This window comes from Streptomyces sp. NPDC002520 (assembly GCF_053595235.1).
In genome coordinates this window covers 149,062-166,707 of sequence record NZ_JBSFXG010000001.1, presented here as the reverse complement: position 1 = coordinate 166,707, position 17,646 = coordinate 149,062, and the positions used below count along the sequence as shown (strand labels likewise).

Below are 17,646 nucleotides of genomic sequence, written 5' to 3'. Positions count from 1 at the left end.
GGTCGCGGGAAAAGGACGCGGCCGCAGCCAGTGGGCCCGACAACAGCCCACCAGTCTACGGCCTTCACTCGGCGCCTCGGTCCCGGCGCCATGGTCTCGGCGTCTCGGTCCCAGCACGTCGGTCCGTCACCTCGGTCCCAGCACGCCGGCCCCGGCGTCTCGGCCCCGGCACGCCGGCCCCGGCGTCTCGGCCCCAGCACGTCGGTCCGTCACCTCGGTCCGGCACCTAGGTCCCGGCGGCTCCTCGCGCCTCAGTCCCTCGCCGCCGGCTCCTTGGGTCGCTCCGTCGCCGGACCACGCCGCACCGCACCCGGCGCGCTCCACTCCTGCCGCTTGCGGGCGCGGAGCTTGGCGGCCTCGGAGGAGGCCAGCTGGTAGGGCACCGAGGTGACCATCACGCCGGGGGTGAAGAGCAGGCGGCCCTTGAGGCGCAGGGCGCTCTGGTTGTGCAGCAGGTGCTCGTACCAGTGGCCGACCACGTACTCGGGGATGATCACCGAGACCGCGTCACGCGGGGACTCCTTGCGCAGGCCCTTGACGTACTCGATGATCGGTCGCGTGATCTCGCGGTAGGGCGAGTCGAGCACCTTCAGCGGTACGTCGATGCCGCGCCGCTCCCACTCTTCCCGGAGTCCCTTGGTCTCCGCCGGGTCGACGTTGACGGTGAGCGCCTCCAGGGTGTCCGAGCGCATCAGCTTGGCGTAGGCGAGGGCGCGGAGCGTCGGGCGGTGGATCTTCGAGATGAGGACCACCGAGTGGATCCTGGACGGGCGGACGCTCTCGTCGTCCGGGCCCTCGGGAGCGGAGATCTCCTCGCTGACCCGGTCGTAGTGCTTACGGATCGCCGTCATCGTCGCGTAGAAGATGACCATGCCGAGCAGGGCCACCCAGGCGCCGTGCGTGAACTTGGTGACCAGGACGACGACCAGCACGAGGCCGGTGAAGAAGGCGCCGAACGTGTTGATCGCGCGGGAGCGGATCATGTGGCTGCGCTTGGCCGGGTCCTTCTCGACGGCGAGGTGGCGGTTCCAGTGCCGGACCATGCCGGTCTGGCTGAGCGTGAAGGACACGAACACGCCGACGATGTACAGCTGGATCAGGCGGGTCGAGTCGGCGCCGTAGATGACGGTCAGCAGGGCCGCGGCGCCGGCCAGCAGGACGATGCCGTTGGAGAAGGCGAGGCGGTCGCCGCGGGTGTGCAGCTGGCGCGGGAGGTAGCGGTCCTGGGCGAGGATCGAGCCGAGCAGCGGGAAGCCGTTGTACGCCGTGTTCGCCGCGAGGAAGAGGACCAGGGCGGTGGCGGCCGCGAGCACGATGAACAGGAAGCTGCCCTTGCCGAACACCGCCTCGGCGACCTGGGAGATCACCGGGTTCTGGACGTAGCCGGAGCCGAGCGGGATGCCGTGGTGGATCAGATCGGTGGCCGGGTTCTCGGCCATGCGGACCTTGGTCGTCATGGCGAGGGCGATGATGCCGCAGAACATGGTGACGGCCAGCAGACCCATCATCGCGAGCGTGGTCGCCGCGTTCTTCGACTTGGGCTTGCGGAAGGCGGGGACACCGTTGGAGATGGCCTCCACGCCGGTGAGCGCGGCACAACCGGAGGAGAAGGCGCGCAGGAGGAGGAAGACCAGCGCGAAGCCCGCCAGGCCCTGGTGCTCGGCCTTGATGTGGTAGTCGGCCGTCGGGGCGCGCAGCGTGTCACCGAGGACGAGACCGCGGAAGGCGCCCCACACGATCATGATGAAGACGCCGCCGACGAACACGTACGTCGGGATCGCGAAGAGCTTGCCCGACTCCTTCACGCCGCGCAGGTTCATCACCGTCAGCAGGACGATGACGGCTACCGCGCACAGCACCTTGTGCTCGACCACGAAGGGGACCGCGGAGCCGAGGTTCTCGATGCCGGAGGCGATGGAGACGGCGACGGTCAGGACGTAGTCGACGAGCAGGGCGCTGGCGACCGTGAGGCCGGCCTTGGGGCCGAGGTTGGTCGTGGCCACCTCGTAGTCGCCGCCGCCGCTCGGGTACGCGTGCACGTTCTGCCGGTAGGAGGCGACGACCGTGAACATCAGCACGACGACCGCGACCGCGATCCAGGGGCTGAAGTGGTACGCCGACACACCCGCGACGGACAGGACCAGCAGGACCTCTCCGGGCGCGTAGGCGACGGAGGACAGCGGGTCGGAGGCGAAGACGGGGAGGGCGATGCGCTTCGGCAGGAGCGTTTCGCCCAGCCGGTCACTGCGCAGTGCGCGCCCGATCAGGATCCGTTTGGGCACGTCGGTCAGTTTGGACACGACAGAGGATCGTAGGCCTTCGAACAGGCAGCCGCCCACCCGGTGTCTCGAATCTGCCTCACGAGTGAAATCGCGGGCGAACGGAACTGCGGATTCCGTGGTCTGCGCGCCCGCCGTGCCTAGATGGCAGACCCCGCCTGTCATCGCACCTGTGGAGGTTCCATGCCCGCGACCGCAGAGCTGATCGGGGCCACGGTCGCCCTCGTCGGCCTCGGAATCCTGACCGCGTGCAGCGTGCGCAGCATCACGCGCCGACGGGTGCCGCCGGTGCCTGTGCCGGTGCGCGCCGGGGACGAGTGACGCGGCGCGGACCGTCGCCGAAGAAGGTCACCGAGGGACGTCACCGAGCGCCCGGACGCGTGACATCGCTGCGTACAGGGGATGATCGCCGACAGTGTCGGTCGCGACTCCCGCACAGGGGTGCCCACCCCGAGCACGCCTGTGTAGCTTTGGGCGTCGGTCTGAGACCCTGATGCTGAGCAGTAACTTTTGGACACCGGAAGGACGGTCGTGCACATCGTCATCATGGGCTGCGGGAGAGTGGGTTCCGCTCTTGCCCAGACCCTGGAGCAACAGGGCCACACGGTCGCAGTGATCGACCAGGACCCCACCGCCTTCCGCCGGCTGGGCCCGGGATTCGGCGGCCGCCGGGTCACCGGTGTCGGCTTCGACCAGGACACCCTGCGCGAGGCGGGCATCGAGGAGGCCGGCGCCTTCGCCGCCGTCTCCAGCGGTGACAACTCGAACATCATCTCCGCACGTGTGGCGCGCGAGATGTTCGGCGTGGAGAACGTGGCCGCTCGCATCTACGACCCCCGCCGCGCCGAGGTCTACCAGCGCCTGGGCATCCCCACCGTGGCCACGGTCCGCTGGACGGCCGACCAGATGCTGCGCCGTCTGCTGCCCTCGGGCGCGGAGCCGCTGTGGCGCGACCCCACCGGGGGCGTCCAGCTCGCCGAGGTGCACGCCTCCGCCAAGTGGGTCGGGCACAAGATCAGCAAGCTGCAGGAGGAGACGGGCGTCCGCGTGGCGTTCCTGACCCGACTCGGCGAGGCCGTCCTGCCCACCTCGCAGACGGTGCTGCAGGAGGGGGACCTGGTGCACGTGATGATGCGCACCGACGACGTCGAGAAGGTCGAGGCGGCGTTCGCCGGTGGCCCGGAAGAGGAGGGCGGTCACTGATGAGGGTCGCCATTGCCGGAGCCGGCGCCGTCGGCCGCTCGATCGCGGGCGAGCTGCTGGAGAACGGCCACGAGGTCCTGCTGATCGACAAGGCTCCGACCGCCATCTCGGTGGAGCGGGTGCCGCAGGCGGAGTGGCTGCTGGCCGACGCCTGCGAGATCACCTCCCTGGACGAGGCGGCGCTCCAGCGCTGCAACGTCGTCATCGCCGCGACGGGCGACGACAAGGTCAACCTGGTCGTCTCGCTGCTCGCGAAGACGGAGTACGGCGTCCCGCGCGTCGTCGCCCGTGTGAACAACCCGAAGAACGAGTGGCTGTTCAACGAGGCGTGGGGCGTGGACGTCGCCGTCTCCACCCCGCGTCTGATGTCCGCCCTGGTCGAGGAGGCGGTGAGCGTCGGCGACCTGGTCCGCCTGCTCCGCTTCAGCCACGGCGACGCCAACCTCGTCGAGCTGACCCTGCCCGAGGAGTCGGCCCTGGCCGGCACCCAGGTCGGTGACGTGGAGTGGCCCGAGGACACCTCGCTGGTCACGATCATCCGCGGCACCCGCGTCCTGACGCCGTCCAAGGAGGACTCCCTGGAGGCCGGCGACGAACTCCTCTTCGTGGCCGCCCAGGCCCGTGAGGAGCAGCTGGAGGACCTGCTGTCGGTTCGGCGCGAGCAGAGCTGAACGCATGAGAAAGGGCGCCCTTGGTACCAAGGGCGCCCTTTCTCGTCGTACGGCGGCGTCTACCCGTCACGGTACGACGGCTGTCTACACGTCGCGGCGGTGCCGTCCGCCCGTGGGCTCACCGCTCTCGGCGGCGAGCGCGGCCTTGCGCTCCTTCTCGGCCTTCTCTGCCTTCTCGGCCTTCTCGGCCGCTTCCATCTCCGCGAACACGTCGATCGGCGCGGGTGCCTTCGCCAGGAAGACCCAGGTGAGCCAGACGGCGAGCAGGAACGGCGGGATCTTCAGGGCGACCAGGACCCAGCCGAGCTTGGTCGTGTCGGACCACCAGTACAGCGGGAAGAGGATCGCGCACTTGGCGAGCAGGATCAGGCCCCAGGCCCAACTGGCCTTCGCGTAGGCCTTCTTGCGGCCGGGGTTGCGGGTGCGCCAGGAGAGGTTCTCCTTGAAGACCGGGCCGAGGATCAGACCGATCAGGGGGACACCGGCGAGGGTCGTGACGATGTAGGCGAGTGCCAGGCCCAGCGTGTAGAGCATGCCGGGGAGGTAGAAGTCCTTGGCGTTGCCGGTGAACATCGCGAACACGACGCCGAAGGCCACGCCGAAGACGCCACTGAAGGCGTGCTTGACGGTGTCCTTGCGCACCAGCCGGACCACGACCAGCACCAGGGACACGGCCAGCGCGGCGATCGCCGAGATGTGCAGGTCCTTGTTGACCGTGAAGATCGCGACGAAGAGCAGACCGGGCAGGACCGTCTCGACCATGCCGCGGACTCCGCCGAACGCCTCGAACAGCGCGGCCTCGGTCACCGCCCGGGCGTCGTCGGTCTGCGCCTTCGTGGCGTCTTCGGTCGGCTTGTCGAGGGACGTCACCGGCTACTCCCGTCCGAGGGGTCGCAGTTCGTATTTCGGGTTGAACAGCACCCGGCGGCCCCGGCTCATCGAGATCCTGCCTGATGCGATCAGCCTGCGCCCCGGTTCTATGCCGACGATGGAGCGCCTGCCGAGCCACACCACGTCCAGTGCGGCGGAGCCGTCGAACAGCTCTGCCTCCAGGGCCGGAACCCCGGCGCGCGGCCGCAGGGTGACGGTGCGCAACGTACCAGTTACGGTGACGATCTGGCGGTCCTGACAGTCACCGATCCGGGTGCATCCGGCGGTCTCGGCATCCTCCCGCAGCTCCTCGGACTCCAGGTCCTCCTGCGACGAGGAGAGCCGGTCGAGCATGCGCCGGAACCGGCCCGCCGGCTTTTCGGAATGAGGAACAGCAGTCATGTCTGAAGCGTACCGGGGTGCACCGACAGCACCGTAGTCCATCTCACTTCGGTCGGGCTCACTTCGCGAAAGCCCGGCTGGCCTGCCGAAACCCCGGCCCGCCGCCCGAATCCCGGCTCACTTCCCGAAACCCCCGCTCACCTCTCGAACCGGTAGCCCATGCCCGGCTCCGTGATGAAGTGCTTCGGATGCGACGGGTCCGTCTCCAGCTTCCGCCGCAGCTGGGCCATGTACACCCGCAGGTAGTTGGTCTCCGTCCCGTACGACGGCCCCCACACCTCCTGGAGCAGCTGCTTCTGGCTGACCAGACGGCCGGTGTTGCGGACGAGCACCTCCAGCAGGTGCCACTCGGTCGGGGTGAGCCGCACGTCCTTGCCGGCCCGGTTGACCTTCTTCGCGGCCAGGTCGACGGTGAAGTCCTCGGTCTCCACGGTCGTCACGTCGTCCTCGCCGGGCCCGACCGGCTCGGCGCGGCGCACGGCGGCCCGCAGCCGGGCGAGCAGCTCGTCCATGCCGAAGGGCTTGGTGACGTAGTCGTCGGCGCCCGCGTCCAGCGCCTCGACCTTCTCGTCGGAGGAGTGGCGGGCGGACAGCACCAGGATGGGCACGCGGGTCCAGCCGCGCAGGCCCTTGATCACCTCGACGCCGTCCATGTCCGGCAGCCCGAGGTCGAGGACGACCACGTCGGGGTGGCGGGAGGCGGCGAGTTCGAGGGCGGTCCTGCCGTCGGGGGCCGCGTCGACCTCGTACTTGCGTGCCTTCAGGTTGATCACGAGGGCGCGCACGATCTGCGGCTCGTCGTCGACCACGAGCACCCGGGTCATAGGGTCTGCCTTTCTGGTTCTGGGATGTCCTGCCCCACGGGAAGGGACTCGGGACGCGATCCTGCCGCGCGGAGGCTGAGCACCATGGTGAGCCCGCCGCCCGGCGTGTCCTCGGCGTTCAGGGTGCCACCCATGGCCTCGGTGAAGCCGCGGGCGACCGCGAGGCCGAGACCGACCCCGGCGCCACGCGGGGCGTCGCCGTAGCGCTGGAAGGGCTCGAAGATGCGCTCCTTGGCCTCGTCCGGCACTCCGGGGCCGCGGTCCACGACGCGGATCTCCACCCGGTCCCCTATGCAGCTGGCCGAGACCAGGACGCGCTGCCTGGGCGGGTTGTACTTGACCGCGTTCTCCACCAGGTTGGCGACGGCCCGCTCCAGCAGTCCGGGGTCGACGGCGACCATGGGCAGCGTCTCGGGGATGTCCAGCTCCACGCTGCCCTCGGGTACTCCGCCCAGGGCCATCGGGACCACCTCGTCCACGTCGATCTCGCGGATGAGCGGGGTTACCGTGCCGGTCTGCAGGCGGGACATGTCCAGCAGGTTGCCGACGAGGTGGTCGAGCCGGTCGGCGCCGTCCTCGATGCCCTTCAGCAGCTCCGCCTGGTCCTCCTCGGACCAGGCCACGTCGTCGGAGCGGAGCGAGGACACCGCGGCCTTGATGCCGGCGAGCGGGGTGCGCAGGTCGTGGCTGACGGCGGCCAGCAGGGCCGTGCGGATGCGGTTGCCCTCGGCGAGCGCGCGGGCCTGGTCGGCCTCCTCCTGAAGGCGCCGGCGGTCCAGCACGACGGCGGCCTGGGCGGCGAACGCGGCCAGCACCCGGCGGTCCTCGGCGGGCAGCACCCGGCCGGTGAGCGCGAGGGCCATGTGATCACCGACCGGCATGTCGACGTCGGCGTCCTCGGGCCGGTCCAGCGTCGGCCCGAAGCCGACACGGCCCGCGCAGGTCCAGGGCTCGACGTCGCTCGCCCGCTCCAGCAGGGCGGCCGACTCCATGGCGAAGGTCTCCCGGACCCGTTCCAGCAGTTCCTCGAGGCTCGTCTCGCCGCGCAGGACGTTCCCGGCGAGGAAGGAGAGGATCTCGGACTCGGCGCGCAGCCGGGCCGCCTGGTGGGTGCGCCGGGCGGCGAGGTCCACCACCGACGCCACGGACACGGCGACCCCGACGAATATCGCGATGGCGACGATGTTCTTCGGGTCGGCGATCGTCAGCCGGTGCAGGGGCGGGGTGTAGAAGTAGTTCAGCAGGAGCGTGCCGAAGGCCGCCGCGGCCAGGGCGGGCAGCAGGCCGCCGAGCAGGGCCGCCGCCACGGTGACGGCCAGGAACAGCAGCATGTCGTTGGCGAGGCCGAGCGCGTTGGAGTTCAGCAGCATCGCGAGCACGGCCGGCCCGATCAGCCCGACCAGCCAGCCCGCGATGACCCGGGAGCGGCCGAGCCGGGCGCCCCGCGCCACCGGCAGTCCGCGGCCCTTGGCGACCTCTTCGTGGGTGACGATGTGGACGTCGAGGTCGGGCCCTGACTCGCGGGCGACCGTGGCGCCGACACCGGGACCGAACATGTACTGCCAGGCCTTGCGGCGCGAGGAGCCCAGCACGATCTGGGTGGCGTTGACGCCGCGGGCGAAGTCCAGCAGGGCGGCGGGTATGTCGTCGCCGACGACATGGTGGAAGGTGCCGCCCAGATCCTCCACCAGGGTGCGCTGCAGGGCCAGTTCCTTCGGGGAGGCCGCGGTCAGACCGTCACTGCGGGAGATGTACACGGCCAGCACCTCACCGCCCGCGCCCTTCTCCGCCAGCCGCGCGGCACGACGTATCAGCGTCCTGCCCTCCGGCCCACCCGTCAGACCGACCACGATCCGCTCACGCGAACCCCAGATCTTCGACACCCGGTGCTCACTGCGGTACTCGTTCAGGTACTCGTCGACCCGGTCCGCCACCCACAGCAGCGCCAGCTCCCGCAACGCCGTCAGATTCCCCGGCCGGAAGTAGTTCGACAACGCCGCGTCGACCCTGTCCGACTTGTAGATGTTCCCGTGCGCCATCCGACGCCGCAGCGCCTGCGGAGACATGTCCACCAGCTCGATCTGGTCCGCCCGCCGCACCACCTCGTCCGGCACCGTCTCCCGCTGCCGCACCCCCGTGATCGACTCCACCACGTCACCCAGCGACTCCAGATGCTGGATGTTCACCGTGGAGACCACATCGATACCGGCCGCGAGCAGCTCCTCCACGTCCTGCCAGCGCTTGGCGTTGCGCGAACCCGGAATGTTCGTGTGCGCCAGCTCGTCCACCAGGGCGACAGCGGGAGCACGCCGCAGCACCGCGTCCACGTCCATCTCGCTGAACGTGCTGTCCCGGTACTCGATCTCCCTGCGCGGGACCTGTTCCAGACCGTGCAGCATCACCTCCGTGCGTTGACGGTTGTGATGCTCGACGAACGCGACCACGCAGTCGGTACCCCGCTCGATACGGCGGTGCGCCTCGGACAGCATCGCGTAGGTCTTGCCCACGCCCGGTGCCGCGCCGAGATAGATCCGAAGTTTGCCGCGTCCCATGGCCCCATTGTCTTCCAGTCACCGCTGCGTACGCAGCAGTGACCTTACGGCCAACGATGTGGAGAAAGCGGACGAGAGGCCGGTCACCGGGGGTATTTGACGCAACTCTGACGGGCCCTGCGGCCCCGCCGAGCGGCGCTCCCGCCGGCTCGGGCCCGCTGGTCTCCCCCGCTCAGTGTTCGACGATCTCGCCGTCGTGCAGCTCCAGAACCCGGTCGGCGAGGTCGAGCAGGGCAGCGTCGTGCGTGGCGACCAGGGCGGTGGCCTGTTCGCTGCGGACGACGGCGCGCAGCAGCTCCATGACGGCGTGCCCGGTCTCGGCGTCCAGCTGGCCGGTGGGCTCGTCGGCGACGAGGAGGGCGGGCCGGTTGGCGAGGGCGCGGGCGATGGCGACCCGCTGCTGCTGGCCGCCGGACAGCTCGCCGGGCCGCTGGGCCGCGTGGTCGGCGAGCCCGACGAGGGACAGCAGCAGCTCGACGCGCTCCTCCCGCTCGCGCGGGTCGGCCCGGCGCAGCCGCAGGGGTACGCCGACGTTCTCGGCGGCGGTGAGGATCGGGATGAGCCCGAAGGACTGGAAGACGAACCCGATCCGGTCCCGGCGCAGCCGCAGCAGTCCGTTCTCGCCCAGCTCGGCGAGGTCGTGCCCCTCGACCTCGACCCGTCCCCGGTCGGGGCTGTCGAGACCGCCGACGATGTTCAGCAGGGTGGTCTTGCCGGAACCGGAGCGTCCCTTGAGGGCGACGAGCTCACCGCGCGGGACCTCGAAGGAGACCCCGCGCAGGGCGTGCACGGCGGTGGCTCCGCGGCCGAACGACCTGTGGACGTCCTCGACGCGCACCATGGTCTCGGTGATCACCTGGCTGCCGCCCATGCCGCCTCCCCCGGGTTCCCCGCGCCCCCGTGTCGCGCGTCCCCGTATGCGCGCGTCTCCGTGGGCCGGGCGCCAGTATGGCCGTGGTCGCCCGGCCGTTCAACGGTTCGGTCGTCCTCGGAGCGGTTCAGTTCGGGTTGTCGCCGTGCGTGAGCGTCTCCCAGGCCACGAAGAGGTTGTTGCTGCCGGCAGGGCGGTTGTCGAGGGAGGGCGCAACGACGCCCAGCAGCTCGCGGTCGGGGACGTCCGTGCTCGCGCCACGGCGGACACGCCCGTCCTCGATCGCGAGCCGTGCCCTCAGCACGGACACCCACGCATACGAAAGGGCCGCACCCATGGGGTGCGGCCCTGTGTGCTCCCGGACTCAGCGGACCTCGGTGATCTCCGGTCCGCGCTGAAGCTGGCCCATGCCGCCGGAGAAGCGCGAGCCCTCCTCCTGCTGGACGCCCTCGGGGACCATCTGGGCGTCGTTCGGCAGCTTGAGGACGATCGGGTCACGGGGCGCCATCGGGCCCTCGCCGCGCACCACGACCGTGTCCCGGAAGATCTGCTCCAGCAGACCGGCCGCCTGCGGCTGCACCGCGCCCTGCCCGGAGATCACTCCGCGCAGGAACCAGCGCGGGCCGTCCACACCGATGAACCGCACGACCTGGAAGCCGCCGGTGCCGTCCGGCAGCTGCACCGGCACCTGGGCCCGCAGCTCCCAGCCCAGCGGACCCTCGACCTCGTCGACGATGCCGCCCTGCTGGGTGATGCCGCCCGCGATCTCCTCACGGACCTCACCCCAGATGCCCTCACGCTTGGGCGCGGCGAAGGCCTGCAGCTGGACGGCGCTGTCGTGCAGCACGACGGTCGCCGCGACGATCGCGTCACCGGCGACCTCCACCCGCAGCTCCATGCCGTCGACGCCCGGCACGAAAAGTCCGCCGAGGTCCACCCGGCCCGCGGCCGGGTCGCTCACCTCGGTGCTGTCCCACGGCCCCTCGGGCCGGGGCTCGGGCTCCAGCCGGACGCGCTCGCGCTCGGCCTCCGCCTCGTCCACCTCGTCCGCCTCGGTGTCGACGCTGTCGACGACCTGCTCGGCCTCGCCGGCCGCGTCCTCGGCGGCACCCTTCTTCTTGCGACGTCCGAACACGTCACTGTCCTTCCCGGTCGGATACGACCGAAGCGTATCGATTCCCACCCGTCGGACCGCCCATGGCGGCCTCACCGCTTGTGCCGCTTCCGCCGCCCACCGCGGCATGACCACCGGTGGACCCGAAGCCCCCCGCGGCCCGTGCCGAATCGGGAAGCTCCGCGACCTCCTGGAAGCGGACCCTCTCGACCTGCTGGACGACCAGTTGGGCAATCCGGTCGAAGCGCTCGAACCGCACGGACTCGCGCGGGTCGAGATTCACCACGATCACCTTGATCTCCCCACGGTACCCGGCATCAACCGTCCCCGGGGCATTCACGAGGGCGACACCGCAGCGGGCGGCGAGACCGGAACGCGGGTGCACGAAGGCCGCGTACCCCTCCGGGAGGGCGATCGACACACCCGTGGGCAACACGGCCCGCTCACCGGGCGCCAGCTCGCAGGCCTCGGTGGTGCGCAGATCCGCTCCCGCGTCCCCGGGGTGCTCGTACGCCGGGAGCGGCACCTCCGGATCGACGCGGCGGATCTGCACGTCCAGGGCGTCGCGGCGCACAGGGCCGCCCGGGTGATCGCCGAGAGGTCGGTCGGGGCTCACGGGTTCACCTCGAAGGCGCGGGCGCGCCGGATCCGGTCCGGGTCGCTCATGGCGGCCTGGATCTCCTCCTTGCGGCCGTGGTCGACGAAGTGGTCGACCTTCACCTCGATGAAGAGGGCGTCGGCGCGGACGGCGACGGGGCCCTCGGGGCCGTCGATGCGCCCCGTGGCGGTCGAGTAGATCTTCCGCCCGGCGACGGCGGTGACCTCGGCCTCCAGATACAGCGTGGTGCCCACCGGGACCGGACGCACGAAGTCGGTCTCCAGCCGGCCGGTGACGGCGATGGTCCGCAGCAGCCAGTTCAGCGAGCCGAGGGTCTCGTCCAGGGCGGTGGCCAGCACACCCCCGTGCGCGAGGCCCGGCGCGCCCTGGTGGGCGGGCTGGACGGTGAACTCGGCGGTCAGCGCGACACCGTCGCGGGCACGGGCCTCCAGGAGCAGCCCGTGCGGCTGACCGGGACCACAACCGAAACAGTGTTCGTAGTGGGCACCCAGAAGCTCACCGGGCGCGGGGGCATCGGGGTGCCGCACCGGCTGCACGGCGTCGGCGGGGGGCTGAAGAGCTGCGGAACTACCACTCACAGGCGCAGACCTTACCCGCGAGTCGGGCCTGACCCGACCCCGTGCCAAGCTTGGTTTCATGCAGATCTCCGCCACCCCCTACGAAGAACGCCTCACCGCCCCCCGCTCGTGGTGGCTGATCAGTGTCCTCGTGGGCGTCTCGTTCGCCCTGATCCTGCTCCCCTTCGGCACCCTGCCGCTGCTCGGCGGCCTGGTCGGCGGTACGGCCGTCTCGGCCGTGGTGGCCAGCGCGTACGGCTCCCCGCGCATCCGTGTCGTGGGTGACTCCCTGATCGCGGGCGAGGCGAAGATCCCGGTGTCGGCGCTCGGTACGTCGGAGATCCTGGACCCGGAGGAGGCCCGCGCCTGGCGGACCTACAAGGCCGACACCCGCGCCTTCCTGCTGCTGCGCGCGTACATCCCCAGGGCGCTGAAGGTCGAGGTCACGGACCCGCAGGACCCGACGCCGTACCTGTATCTGTCGACCCGGGAGCCGGAGCGCCTCGCGGCGGCGATCGAGGCTGCGCGGAAGGCCTAGGGGCGGACAGGGGGAACCGCTAGTTCCCCGGCTCCCCGGGCGGCTCCAGCTCCTCCAGCCGCAGCGGGTCCACCGGCTTCTCCAGGGGCGGCAGCTCCGTCAGCTCGTCCCACGGCACCTGGATCTTGCGCAGATCATCACGGACCCGTGCGGCGAGCTTCTTGGTGTCGCGGCGGTTCATCGCGGCACCCACGGCCGCACCGACCATGAACGGCATGAGGTTGGGCAGGTCCCGGACCATGCGCTTCATGATCTGCTGACGCAGTTCGCGTTTCATGCGGCCCCCGAGGGCCGAGTCGATCGTCGACGGCTTCATCACGTCGATCCCGCGCTCCCCCGCCCAGGAGGACAGATACGCGGTGCTGCGGGCCTTGAGGTTCCCCGGCGGACGTACGCCGTACACCTCGTGCAACTCCGCGATGAGCTTCAGCTCGATCGCGGCGACCCCGGTGATCTCCGCGGCCAGCTCGGTCGGCATGGCCGGCGGTACGGGCAGCATCGCCGCCGCCCCGATCCCCGCTCCGACGGTCGAGGTGCCCGCCGCCGCGCCCGCCACGAGCTTGTCGGCGAGCTGCTCGGGCCCGAGGCCCGGGAACTGCCCGCGCAGCGTCGCCAGGTCGCGTACGGGGACGCGCGGGGCGATGTCGATGACCCGGTCCGCGACATACGCCACCCCCGCCCTGACGTGGTCGGCGCCCCTGCGGGCGCCTTCCCGGGCGAGGTGCCGCGCCTTCCCGCGGATCACCGCGGTCCGGCGCACGGCGGCGTGCTCCTGCACCGGTGCCGGCAGGTCCTGCCGGTCGGCAGCCGGTTCGAGCGAGGCTCCCGCGTCGGATGAGCCCCGCTCGTCGTCATGCGCGCCGTTCGGGCCGTCGGACGGCCCTGAGTCCGCTCCCCCGAAGGGGAAGCGGCGCTTCCGGGGAGGGGTCGAGCCAGTCACGGCCGACCCGTCCTCAGTCGCAGTCGCGGCAGATCGGCTGGCCGTTCTTCTCCCGGGCCAGCTGGCTGCGGTGGTGCACCAGGAAGCAGCTCATGCAGGTGAACTCGTCCTGCTGCTTGGGCAGCACACGGACGGCCAGCTCCTCGTTCGAGAGGTCGGCGCCCGGCAGTTCGAGGCCCTCGGCGGCCTCGAACTCGTCGACGTCCACCGACGAGGTGGACTTGTCGTTCCGACGGGCCTTCAGCTCTTCAAGGCTGTCCGAGTCGACGTCGTCGTCGGTCTTGCGTGGAGTGTCGTAATCGGTTGCCATGTCGCTCTCCCCCTCTGGGTGTCTGCGGTGTCTCCAGCGCACGTAACGCGTGAGAGGCCGGACTTGTGCCCGACCTGAGGCGGAGATTTTGCCTCACATCAAGGTCTGTTACTCAATCGACACCCAATCCGACCCCTCAAGAGTGATCGGCTTGGATGGCGGTGAGGACCGTACACGGTTCGAACGGCGCACCTCAAAGGCGCCTCACCGTGTACTTCCCGTGATCAAGAGCCCTGAAAACCCGGATTTTCCCGGCTTTCCACCGACTGTCATGATCACGGAGAGTACATGGCTTAAAATCCGCCCATGTGATCGATCACACAAGAAGAACCTCGCAGGGTGCTGAGAAAATTCCGCGCAAAGCGAACATCCTCCGCGTGTGTCGGATCCTCGTCACAACGGCAGGGTGACACGCATCACCAGACCACCGCCCTCACGCGGGCGCGCCGCGATGTGCCCGCCGTGCGCGCGGGCCACGGACCGGACGATGGACAGGCCGAGGCCCACCCCCTTGTCGCTGCCCGTGCGCTCCGTACGGAGCCGCCTGAAGGGCTCGAAGAGGTTGTCGATCTCGTACGCCGGCACCACCGGCCCGGTGTTCGACACGGTGAGCACGGCGTGCCCGTTGTCGACCTCGGTGGCCACCTCGACCCAGCCGCCCTTGGGCACGTTGTAGCGCACCGCGTTCTGGACGAGGTTCAGCGCGATCCGCTCCAGCAGCACGCCGTTGCCCTGCACCACGGCGGGCCGCCGCTCGCCGCGGATCTCGACGCCCTTGGCGTCCGCCTCGGCGTGCACCTGGTCGATGGCCTGGCCGGCGACCTCGGCGAGGTCGACGGGCTTGCGCTCGACGATCTGGTTGTCGCTGCGGGCGAGCAGCAGCAGGCCCTCCACCAGCTGCTCGCTGCGCTCGTTGGTGGCCAGCAGCGTCTTGCCGAGCTGCTGGAGCTCCACCGGCGCGTGCGGGTCCGACAGGTGCACCTCCAGGAGCGTGCGGTTGATCGCCAGGGGCGTGCGCAGCTCGTGGGAGGCGTTGCCGACGAAGCGCTGCTGGGCCGTGAAGGCGCGCTCCAGCCGCTCCAGCATGTCGTCGAAGGTGTCCGCCAGCTCCTTCAGCTCGTCGTCCGGTCCGTCCAGCTCGATCCGGCGGGACAGGTCGGAGCCGGCCACCTGACGGGCGGTGCGGGTGATCCGGCCGAGCGGGGACAGCACGCGGCCCGCCATCGCGTAGCCGAACGCGAAGGCGATCACGGCGAGCCCCAGCAGGGCCAGCAGCGAGCGGCTGAGCAGGTCGTTCAGGGCGGTCTCGCGCCGCTGGTCGACGCACTGGCTGATCGCGTCGTTGAAGTCCTGCAGCGACAGGCTGGACGAGTTGATCGCCGGGCAGTAGTCGCTGGTGATCTTCAGCTGGGAACCCTGCGAGAAGCTGACGATCCGAAACGGCGGCTGGTTGCCGGTGCTGATCGCCTGCGCGGCGAGCAGATAGATGATCGACAGCAGCAGGATGCCGGCGATCAGGAACATGCCGCCGTACAGCAGCGTGAGCCGTATCCGGATGGTCGGGCGCAGCCACGGAAAGGGGGGCTGCGGCCTCCTGGGGTCCCAGGTGGGTCTCGGGGGCGCCTGGGGCGGCGCGGGCGTCGCGGCCACGGGGATCAGATCCGGTAGCCGGAGCCGGGCACCGTCACGATGACGGGCGGCTCACCGAGCTTGCGGCGCAGCGTCATGACCGTCACGCGCACGACGTTGGTGAACGGGTCGGTGTTCTCGTCCCAGGCCTTCTCCAGCAGCTGCTCGGCCGAGACGACGGCGCCCTCGCTGCGCATCAGCACCTCCAGGACCGCGAACTCCTTGGGGGCGAGCTGGATCTCCTTGCCGTCGCGGAAGACCTCGCGGCGGTTGGGGTCGAGCTTGATCCCGGCGCGCTCCAGGACCGGCGGCAGGGGCATGCTCGTCCGCCGTCCGAGGGCGCGCACGCGCGCGATCAGCTCACTGAACGCGAACGGCTTGGGGAGGTAGTCGTCGGCGCCGATCTCCAGGCCCTCGACGCGGTCGCTGACGTCGCCGGAGGCGGTGAGCATGAGCACGCGCGTGGGCATGCCCAGCTCCACGACCTTGCGGCAGACGTCGTCGCCGTGCACGAGGGGGAGGTCGCGGTCGAGGACGATCACGTCGTAGTCGTTGACGCCGATGCGCTCAAGGGCGGCCGCACCGTCGTACACGACGTCGACGGCCATGGCCTCCCGGCGCAGTCCGGTGGCCACCGCATCGGCGAGCAGCTGCTCGTCCTCGACGACGAGTACGCGCACGTCGCTTGTCCTTCCTGTGTCCACCCGCGCGGCGCACCAGGGCGCCTGCGGGCAGGGGGGTCCGTGGGAGTGTGACGTCCATCCTGCCCTTTTCGGCCATAAGTCGGCTGTAAGACGGGGGCCGGGGCCGCAGAGACGGGGGCGGCGGGGCGGGAATACGAGATTTTCTCCATGTGTTGAGGTTTCCGGGAGAAGGAGCAGGGGGAGGACGGCTGGTACACCCCGCGATCACGCTCTGCATGTGCCGCAGCACCATGTGGTACTTCACGGTCCGCTTCCGCAGAGTTGGCGTGGGTGTCCGGCACCGTCGCCGCCCAGCAGGGCGTCGCTGGGCACCCGCGAGAGCCGTGATCGCCCCTTCTCAACCGGCACACCCCCGTGCCACCGACCCACGACCCAGGACGAGGGGGCGCACATGGACGCATTCACCGCAGGACTTCTGCAGCGCATAAGGGCGACCGAGTCCGACATCTCGCGGGCCCGTGACGAGGGCGACGACTTCCTCGTCGAGGTGGAGCAGGCCGAGCTCGACGACCTGCGACGCCTCGCCGCCGAACACGGTGTGGAAGTCGGCGCGTCACGCGTCTGACCGACCCGAAGCGCACACGAGGAAACCCCCGGCGAATCCAGCGCCGGGGGTTTTCCCGTCTCCGTGTCCCGCGCGGGGCGTACCGCTCCCCGGTGCCGCGCCATCTGCCGGGCGCCATCTGCTCGACGGCGCCGCGCCCCCGCCGGGCGGCACCTGCTCGCCCGTGCCGCCCGCACCGTCAGTCGTGCCACGCTCCGAAGTCCTCCAGCAGCCGCTGGAGGGGCTCGAAGACCCCCGGCGTACCCGCGACGGTCAGGTCCCGTGAGGGCCGCTCTCCGGGCCGTCCACCGGTCAGGGCGCCGGCCTCCCTGGCGATCAGGTCACCCGCGGCGAAGTCCCACGCGTTGAGTCCCCGCTCGAAGTACCCGTCCAGCCGGCCGCAGGCCACGTCGCACAGGTCGACCGCCGCCGAGCCGCCGCGCCGGATGTCCCGCAGCAGCGGGATCAGCCGGGCGGCCACCTCGGCCTGGTGGGCGCGGACCTCGGCGACGTAGTTGAACCCGGTGGACACCAGCGCCTGGTCCAGCGGGGGCGCGGGGCGGCAGGACAGCACCCGCTCCCCCTCCCACGCGCCCGTGGCCCGGGCACCCGCGCCGCGCACCGCGTGGTATGTCTCGCCGCGCATCGGGGCCGCGACGACTCCGACGACGGTCTCGCCGTCCTGCTCGGCCGCGATGGACACGGCCCAGGTCGGCAGCCCGTACAGGTAGTTGACGGTGCCGTCGAGCGGGTCGATCACCCAGCGGATGCCGCTGGTTCCCTCGGTGGCGGCGCCCTCCTCACCGAGGAAGCCGTCGCCGGGACGGCGGGCGGAGATCAGATCGGTGATCAGCTTCTCCGCCGCGATGTCCATCTCGGTGACGACGTCGATCGGGCTGGACTTGGTCCTGGCCACCGCGAGGTCGGCCGGGCGGCCGTCCCGCAGCAGCTCGCCGGCGCTGCGGGCGGCCTCCTGGGCGAGTTCCAGCAGTTCCCTGTGCAGGGTGTCGCTCACGGGT

General features: G+C 70.7%; 20 protein-coding genes. 5 read left to right on the top strand and 15 right to left on the bottom strand.

Annotated features, from left to right (window positions below; genetic code table 11):
• Positions 1-251: 251 nt before the first annotated feature.
• Entirely contained in the window at positions 252-2,300 is a 2,049-nt protein-coding gene (locus ACWD5D_RS00710; RefSeq protein ID WP_451370597.1) for an APC family permease, read from the bottom strand.
• Between the two features lie 162 nt (positions 2,301-2,462).
• On the opposite strand from ACWD5D_RS00710, the gene ACWD5D_RS00705 reads away from it, so the two are divergent.
• The 3 genes from ACWD5D_RS00705 (at position 2,463) to ACWD5D_RS00695 (ending at position 4,153) form a co-directional block, all read left to right on the top strand.
• On the top strand, positions 2,463-2,600 hold the full coding sequence (locus ACWD5D_RS00705; RefSeq protein WP_451370596.1) for a hypothetical protein: 138 nt from the start codon (positions 2,463-2,465) through the stop codon (positions 2,598-2,600).
• Positions 2,601-2,810: 210 nt separating this feature from the next.
• On the top strand, positions 2,811-3,482 hold the full coding sequence (locus ACWD5D_RS00700; protein ID WP_161297838.1) for an NAD-binding protein: 672 nt from the start codon (positions 2,811-2,813) through the stop codon (positions 3,480-3,482).
• Positions 3,482-4,153: a potassium channel family protein gene (locus ACWD5D_RS00695; protein WP_451370595.1), complete on the top strand. Its 672-nt coding sequence runs from the start codon at positions 3,482-3,484 to the stop codon at positions 4,151-4,153. Before ACWD5D_RS00700 ends, ACWD5D_RS00695 begins: the two co-directional genes overlap by 1 nt.
• Positions 4,154-4,237: 84 nt before the next feature.
• Here ACWD5D_RS00695 and ACWD5D_RS00690 read toward each other — a convergent pair whose 3' ends face one another.
• The 9 genes from ACWD5D_RS00690 to ACWD5D_RS00650 all read right to left on the bottom strand — a co-directional run bounded on the left by ACWD5D_RS00690 (position 4,238) and on the right by ACWD5D_RS00650 (position 11,983).
• A complete protein-coding gene (locus tag ACWD5D_RS00690) occupies positions 4,238-5,023 on the bottom strand; it encodes a DUF3159 domain-containing protein (protein WP_451370594.1) in 786 nt (261 codons plus the stop codon).
• Between the two features lie 3 nt (positions 5,024-5,026).
• Positions 5,027-5,425, bottom strand: a complete 399-nt coding sequence (locus tag ACWD5D_RS00685; protein ID WP_451370593.1) for an OB-fold nucleic acid binding domain-containing protein — start codon at positions 5,423-5,425, stop codon at positions 5,027-5,029.
• A gap of 137 nt (positions 5,426-5,562) precedes the next feature.
• Entirely contained in the window at positions 5,563-6,249 is a 687-nt protein-coding gene (locus ACWD5D_RS00680) for a response regulator (protein WP_451370592.1), read from the bottom strand.
• Positions 6,246-8,801 (bottom strand): ATP-binding protein, encoded by a 2,556-nt coding sequence (locus ACWD5D_RS00675; RefSeq protein WP_451370591.1) that lies wholly within the window; start codon positions 8,799-8,801, stop codon positions 6,246-6,248. Before ACWD5D_RS00675 ends, ACWD5D_RS00680 begins: the two co-directional genes overlap by 4 nt.
• Before the next feature lie 172 nt (positions 8,802-8,973).
• On the bottom strand, positions 8,974-9,672 hold the full coding sequence (locus tag ACWD5D_RS00670) for an ABC transporter ATP-binding protein (protein WP_451370590.1): 699 nt from the start codon (positions 9,670-9,672) through the stop codon (positions 8,974-8,976).
• 127 nt (positions 9,673-9,799) lie between these two features.
• On the bottom strand, positions 9,800-9,982 hold the full coding sequence (locus ACWD5D_RS00665; RefSeq protein WP_451371026.1) for a hypothetical protein: 183 nt from the start codon (positions 9,980-9,982) through the stop codon (positions 9,800-9,802).
• Between the two features lie 54 nt (positions 9,983-10,036).
• Positions 10,037-10,807: a DUF3710 domain-containing protein gene (locus tag ACWD5D_RS00660; protein ID WP_451370589.1), complete on the bottom strand. Its 771-nt coding sequence runs from the start codon at positions 10,805-10,807 to the stop codon at positions 10,037-10,039.
• A gap of 1 nt (position 10,808) precedes the next feature.
• Complete coding sequence (gene dut / locus ACWD5D_RS00655; protein ID WP_451371011.1) at positions 10,809-11,360, bottom strand: dUTP diphosphatase; 552 nt, start codon at positions 11,358-11,360, stop codon at positions 10,809-10,811.
• A gap of 38 nt (positions 11,361-11,398) precedes the next feature.
• The gene (locus ACWD5D_RS00650; protein WP_451370588.1) at positions 11,399-11,983 is read right to left on the bottom strand and encodes a PaaI family thioesterase; all 585 of its coding nucleotides are present in this window, start codon (positions 11,981-11,983) and stop codon (positions 11,399-11,401) included.
• Positions 11,984-12,041: 58 nt separating this feature from the next.
• Here ACWD5D_RS00650 and ACWD5D_RS00645 point away from each other — a divergent pair, with 58 nt between their 5' ends.
• Positions 12,042-12,500, top strand: coding sequence for a DUF3093 domain-containing protein (locus ACWD5D_RS00645; RefSeq protein WP_451370587.1), 459 nt, complete (start codon positions 12,042-12,044; stop codon positions 12,498-12,500).
• A gap of 19 nt (positions 12,501-12,519) precedes the next feature.
• On the opposite strand, the gene ACWD5D_RS00640 is transcribed toward ACWD5D_RS00645, so the two are convergent.
• From ACWD5D_RS00640 to ACWD5D_RS00625, 4 genes are all read right to left on the bottom strand, one after another.
• Positions 12,520-13,440: a hypothetical protein gene (locus ACWD5D_RS00640; RefSeq protein ID WP_451370586.1), complete on the bottom strand. Its 921-nt coding sequence runs from the start codon at positions 13,438-13,440 to the stop codon at positions 12,520-12,522.
• Between the two features lie 13 nt (positions 13,441-13,453).
• Positions 13,454-13,750, bottom strand: coding sequence for a DUF4193 domain-containing protein (locus ACWD5D_RS00635; RefSeq protein ID WP_003997302.1), 297 nt, complete (start codon positions 13,748-13,750; stop codon positions 13,454-13,456).
• A 393-nt stretch (positions 13,751-14,143) separates the two neighbouring features.
• On the bottom strand, positions 14,144-15,400 hold the full coding sequence (locus ACWD5D_RS00630) for a sensor histidine kinase (protein WP_451370585.1): 1,257 nt from the start codon (positions 15,398-15,400) through the stop codon (positions 14,144-14,146).
• A 5-nt stretch (positions 15,401-15,405) separates the two neighbouring features.
• Entirely contained in the window at positions 15,406-16,059 is a 654-nt protein-coding gene (locus ACWD5D_RS00625) for a response regulator transcription factor (RefSeq protein WP_451370584.1), read from the bottom strand.
• Between the two features lie 415 nt (positions 16,060-16,474).
• Here ACWD5D_RS00625 and ACWD5D_RS00620 point away from each other — a divergent pair, with 415 nt between their 5' ends.
• Complete coding sequence (locus ACWD5D_RS00620; protein WP_451370583.1) at positions 16,475-16,648, top strand: hypothetical protein; 174 nt, start codon at positions 16,475-16,477, stop codon at positions 16,646-16,648.
• A gap of 178 nt (positions 16,649-16,826) precedes the next feature.
• On the opposite strand, the gene ACWD5D_RS00615 is transcribed toward ACWD5D_RS00620, so the two are convergent.
• A complete protein-coding gene (locus ACWD5D_RS00615; protein ID WP_451370582.1) occupies positions 16,827-17,642 on the bottom strand; it encodes an inositol monophosphatase family protein in 816 nt (271 codons plus the stop codon).
• Positions 17,643-17,646 lie beyond the last annotated feature (4 nt).

Coding starts and splice junctions, on each gene's coding strand:
- ACWD5D_RS00635 (WP_003997302.1), bottom strand. CDS start 13,750: ATGGCAACCGATTACGACACTCCACGCAAGACCGACGACGACGTCGAC.
- ACWD5D_RS00685 (WP_451370593.1), bottom strand. CDS start 5,425: ATGACTGCTGTTCCTCATTCCGAAAAGCCGGCGGGCCGGTTCCGGCGC.
- ACWD5D_RS00705 (WP_451370596.1), top strand. CDS start 2,463: ATGCCCGCGACCGCAGAGCTGATCGGGGCCACGGTCGCCCTCGTCGGC.
- ACWD5D_RS00680 (WP_451370592.1), bottom strand. CDS start 6,249: ATGACCCGGGTGCTCGTGGTCGACGACGAGCCGCAGATCGTGCGCGCC.
- ACWD5D_RS00645 (WP_451370587.1), top strand. CDS start 12,042: ATGCAGATCTCCGCCACCCCCTACGAAGAACGCCTCACCGCCCCCCGC.
- ACWD5D_RS00670 (WP_451370590.1), bottom strand. CDS start 9,672: ATGGGCGGCAGCCAGGTGATCACCGAGACCATGGTGCGCGTCGAGGAC.
- ACWD5D_RS00620 (WP_451370583.1), top strand. CDS start 16,475: ATGGACGCATTCACCGCAGGACTTCTGCAGCGCATAAGGGCGACCGAG.
- ACWD5D_RS00695 (WP_451370595.1), top strand. CDS start 3,482: ATGAGGGTCGCCATTGCCGGAGCCGGCGCCGTCGGCCGCTCGATCGCG.
- ACWD5D_RS00675 (WP_451370591.1), bottom strand. CDS start 8,801: ATGGGACGCGGCAAACTTCGGATCTATCTCGGCGCGGCACCGGGCGTG.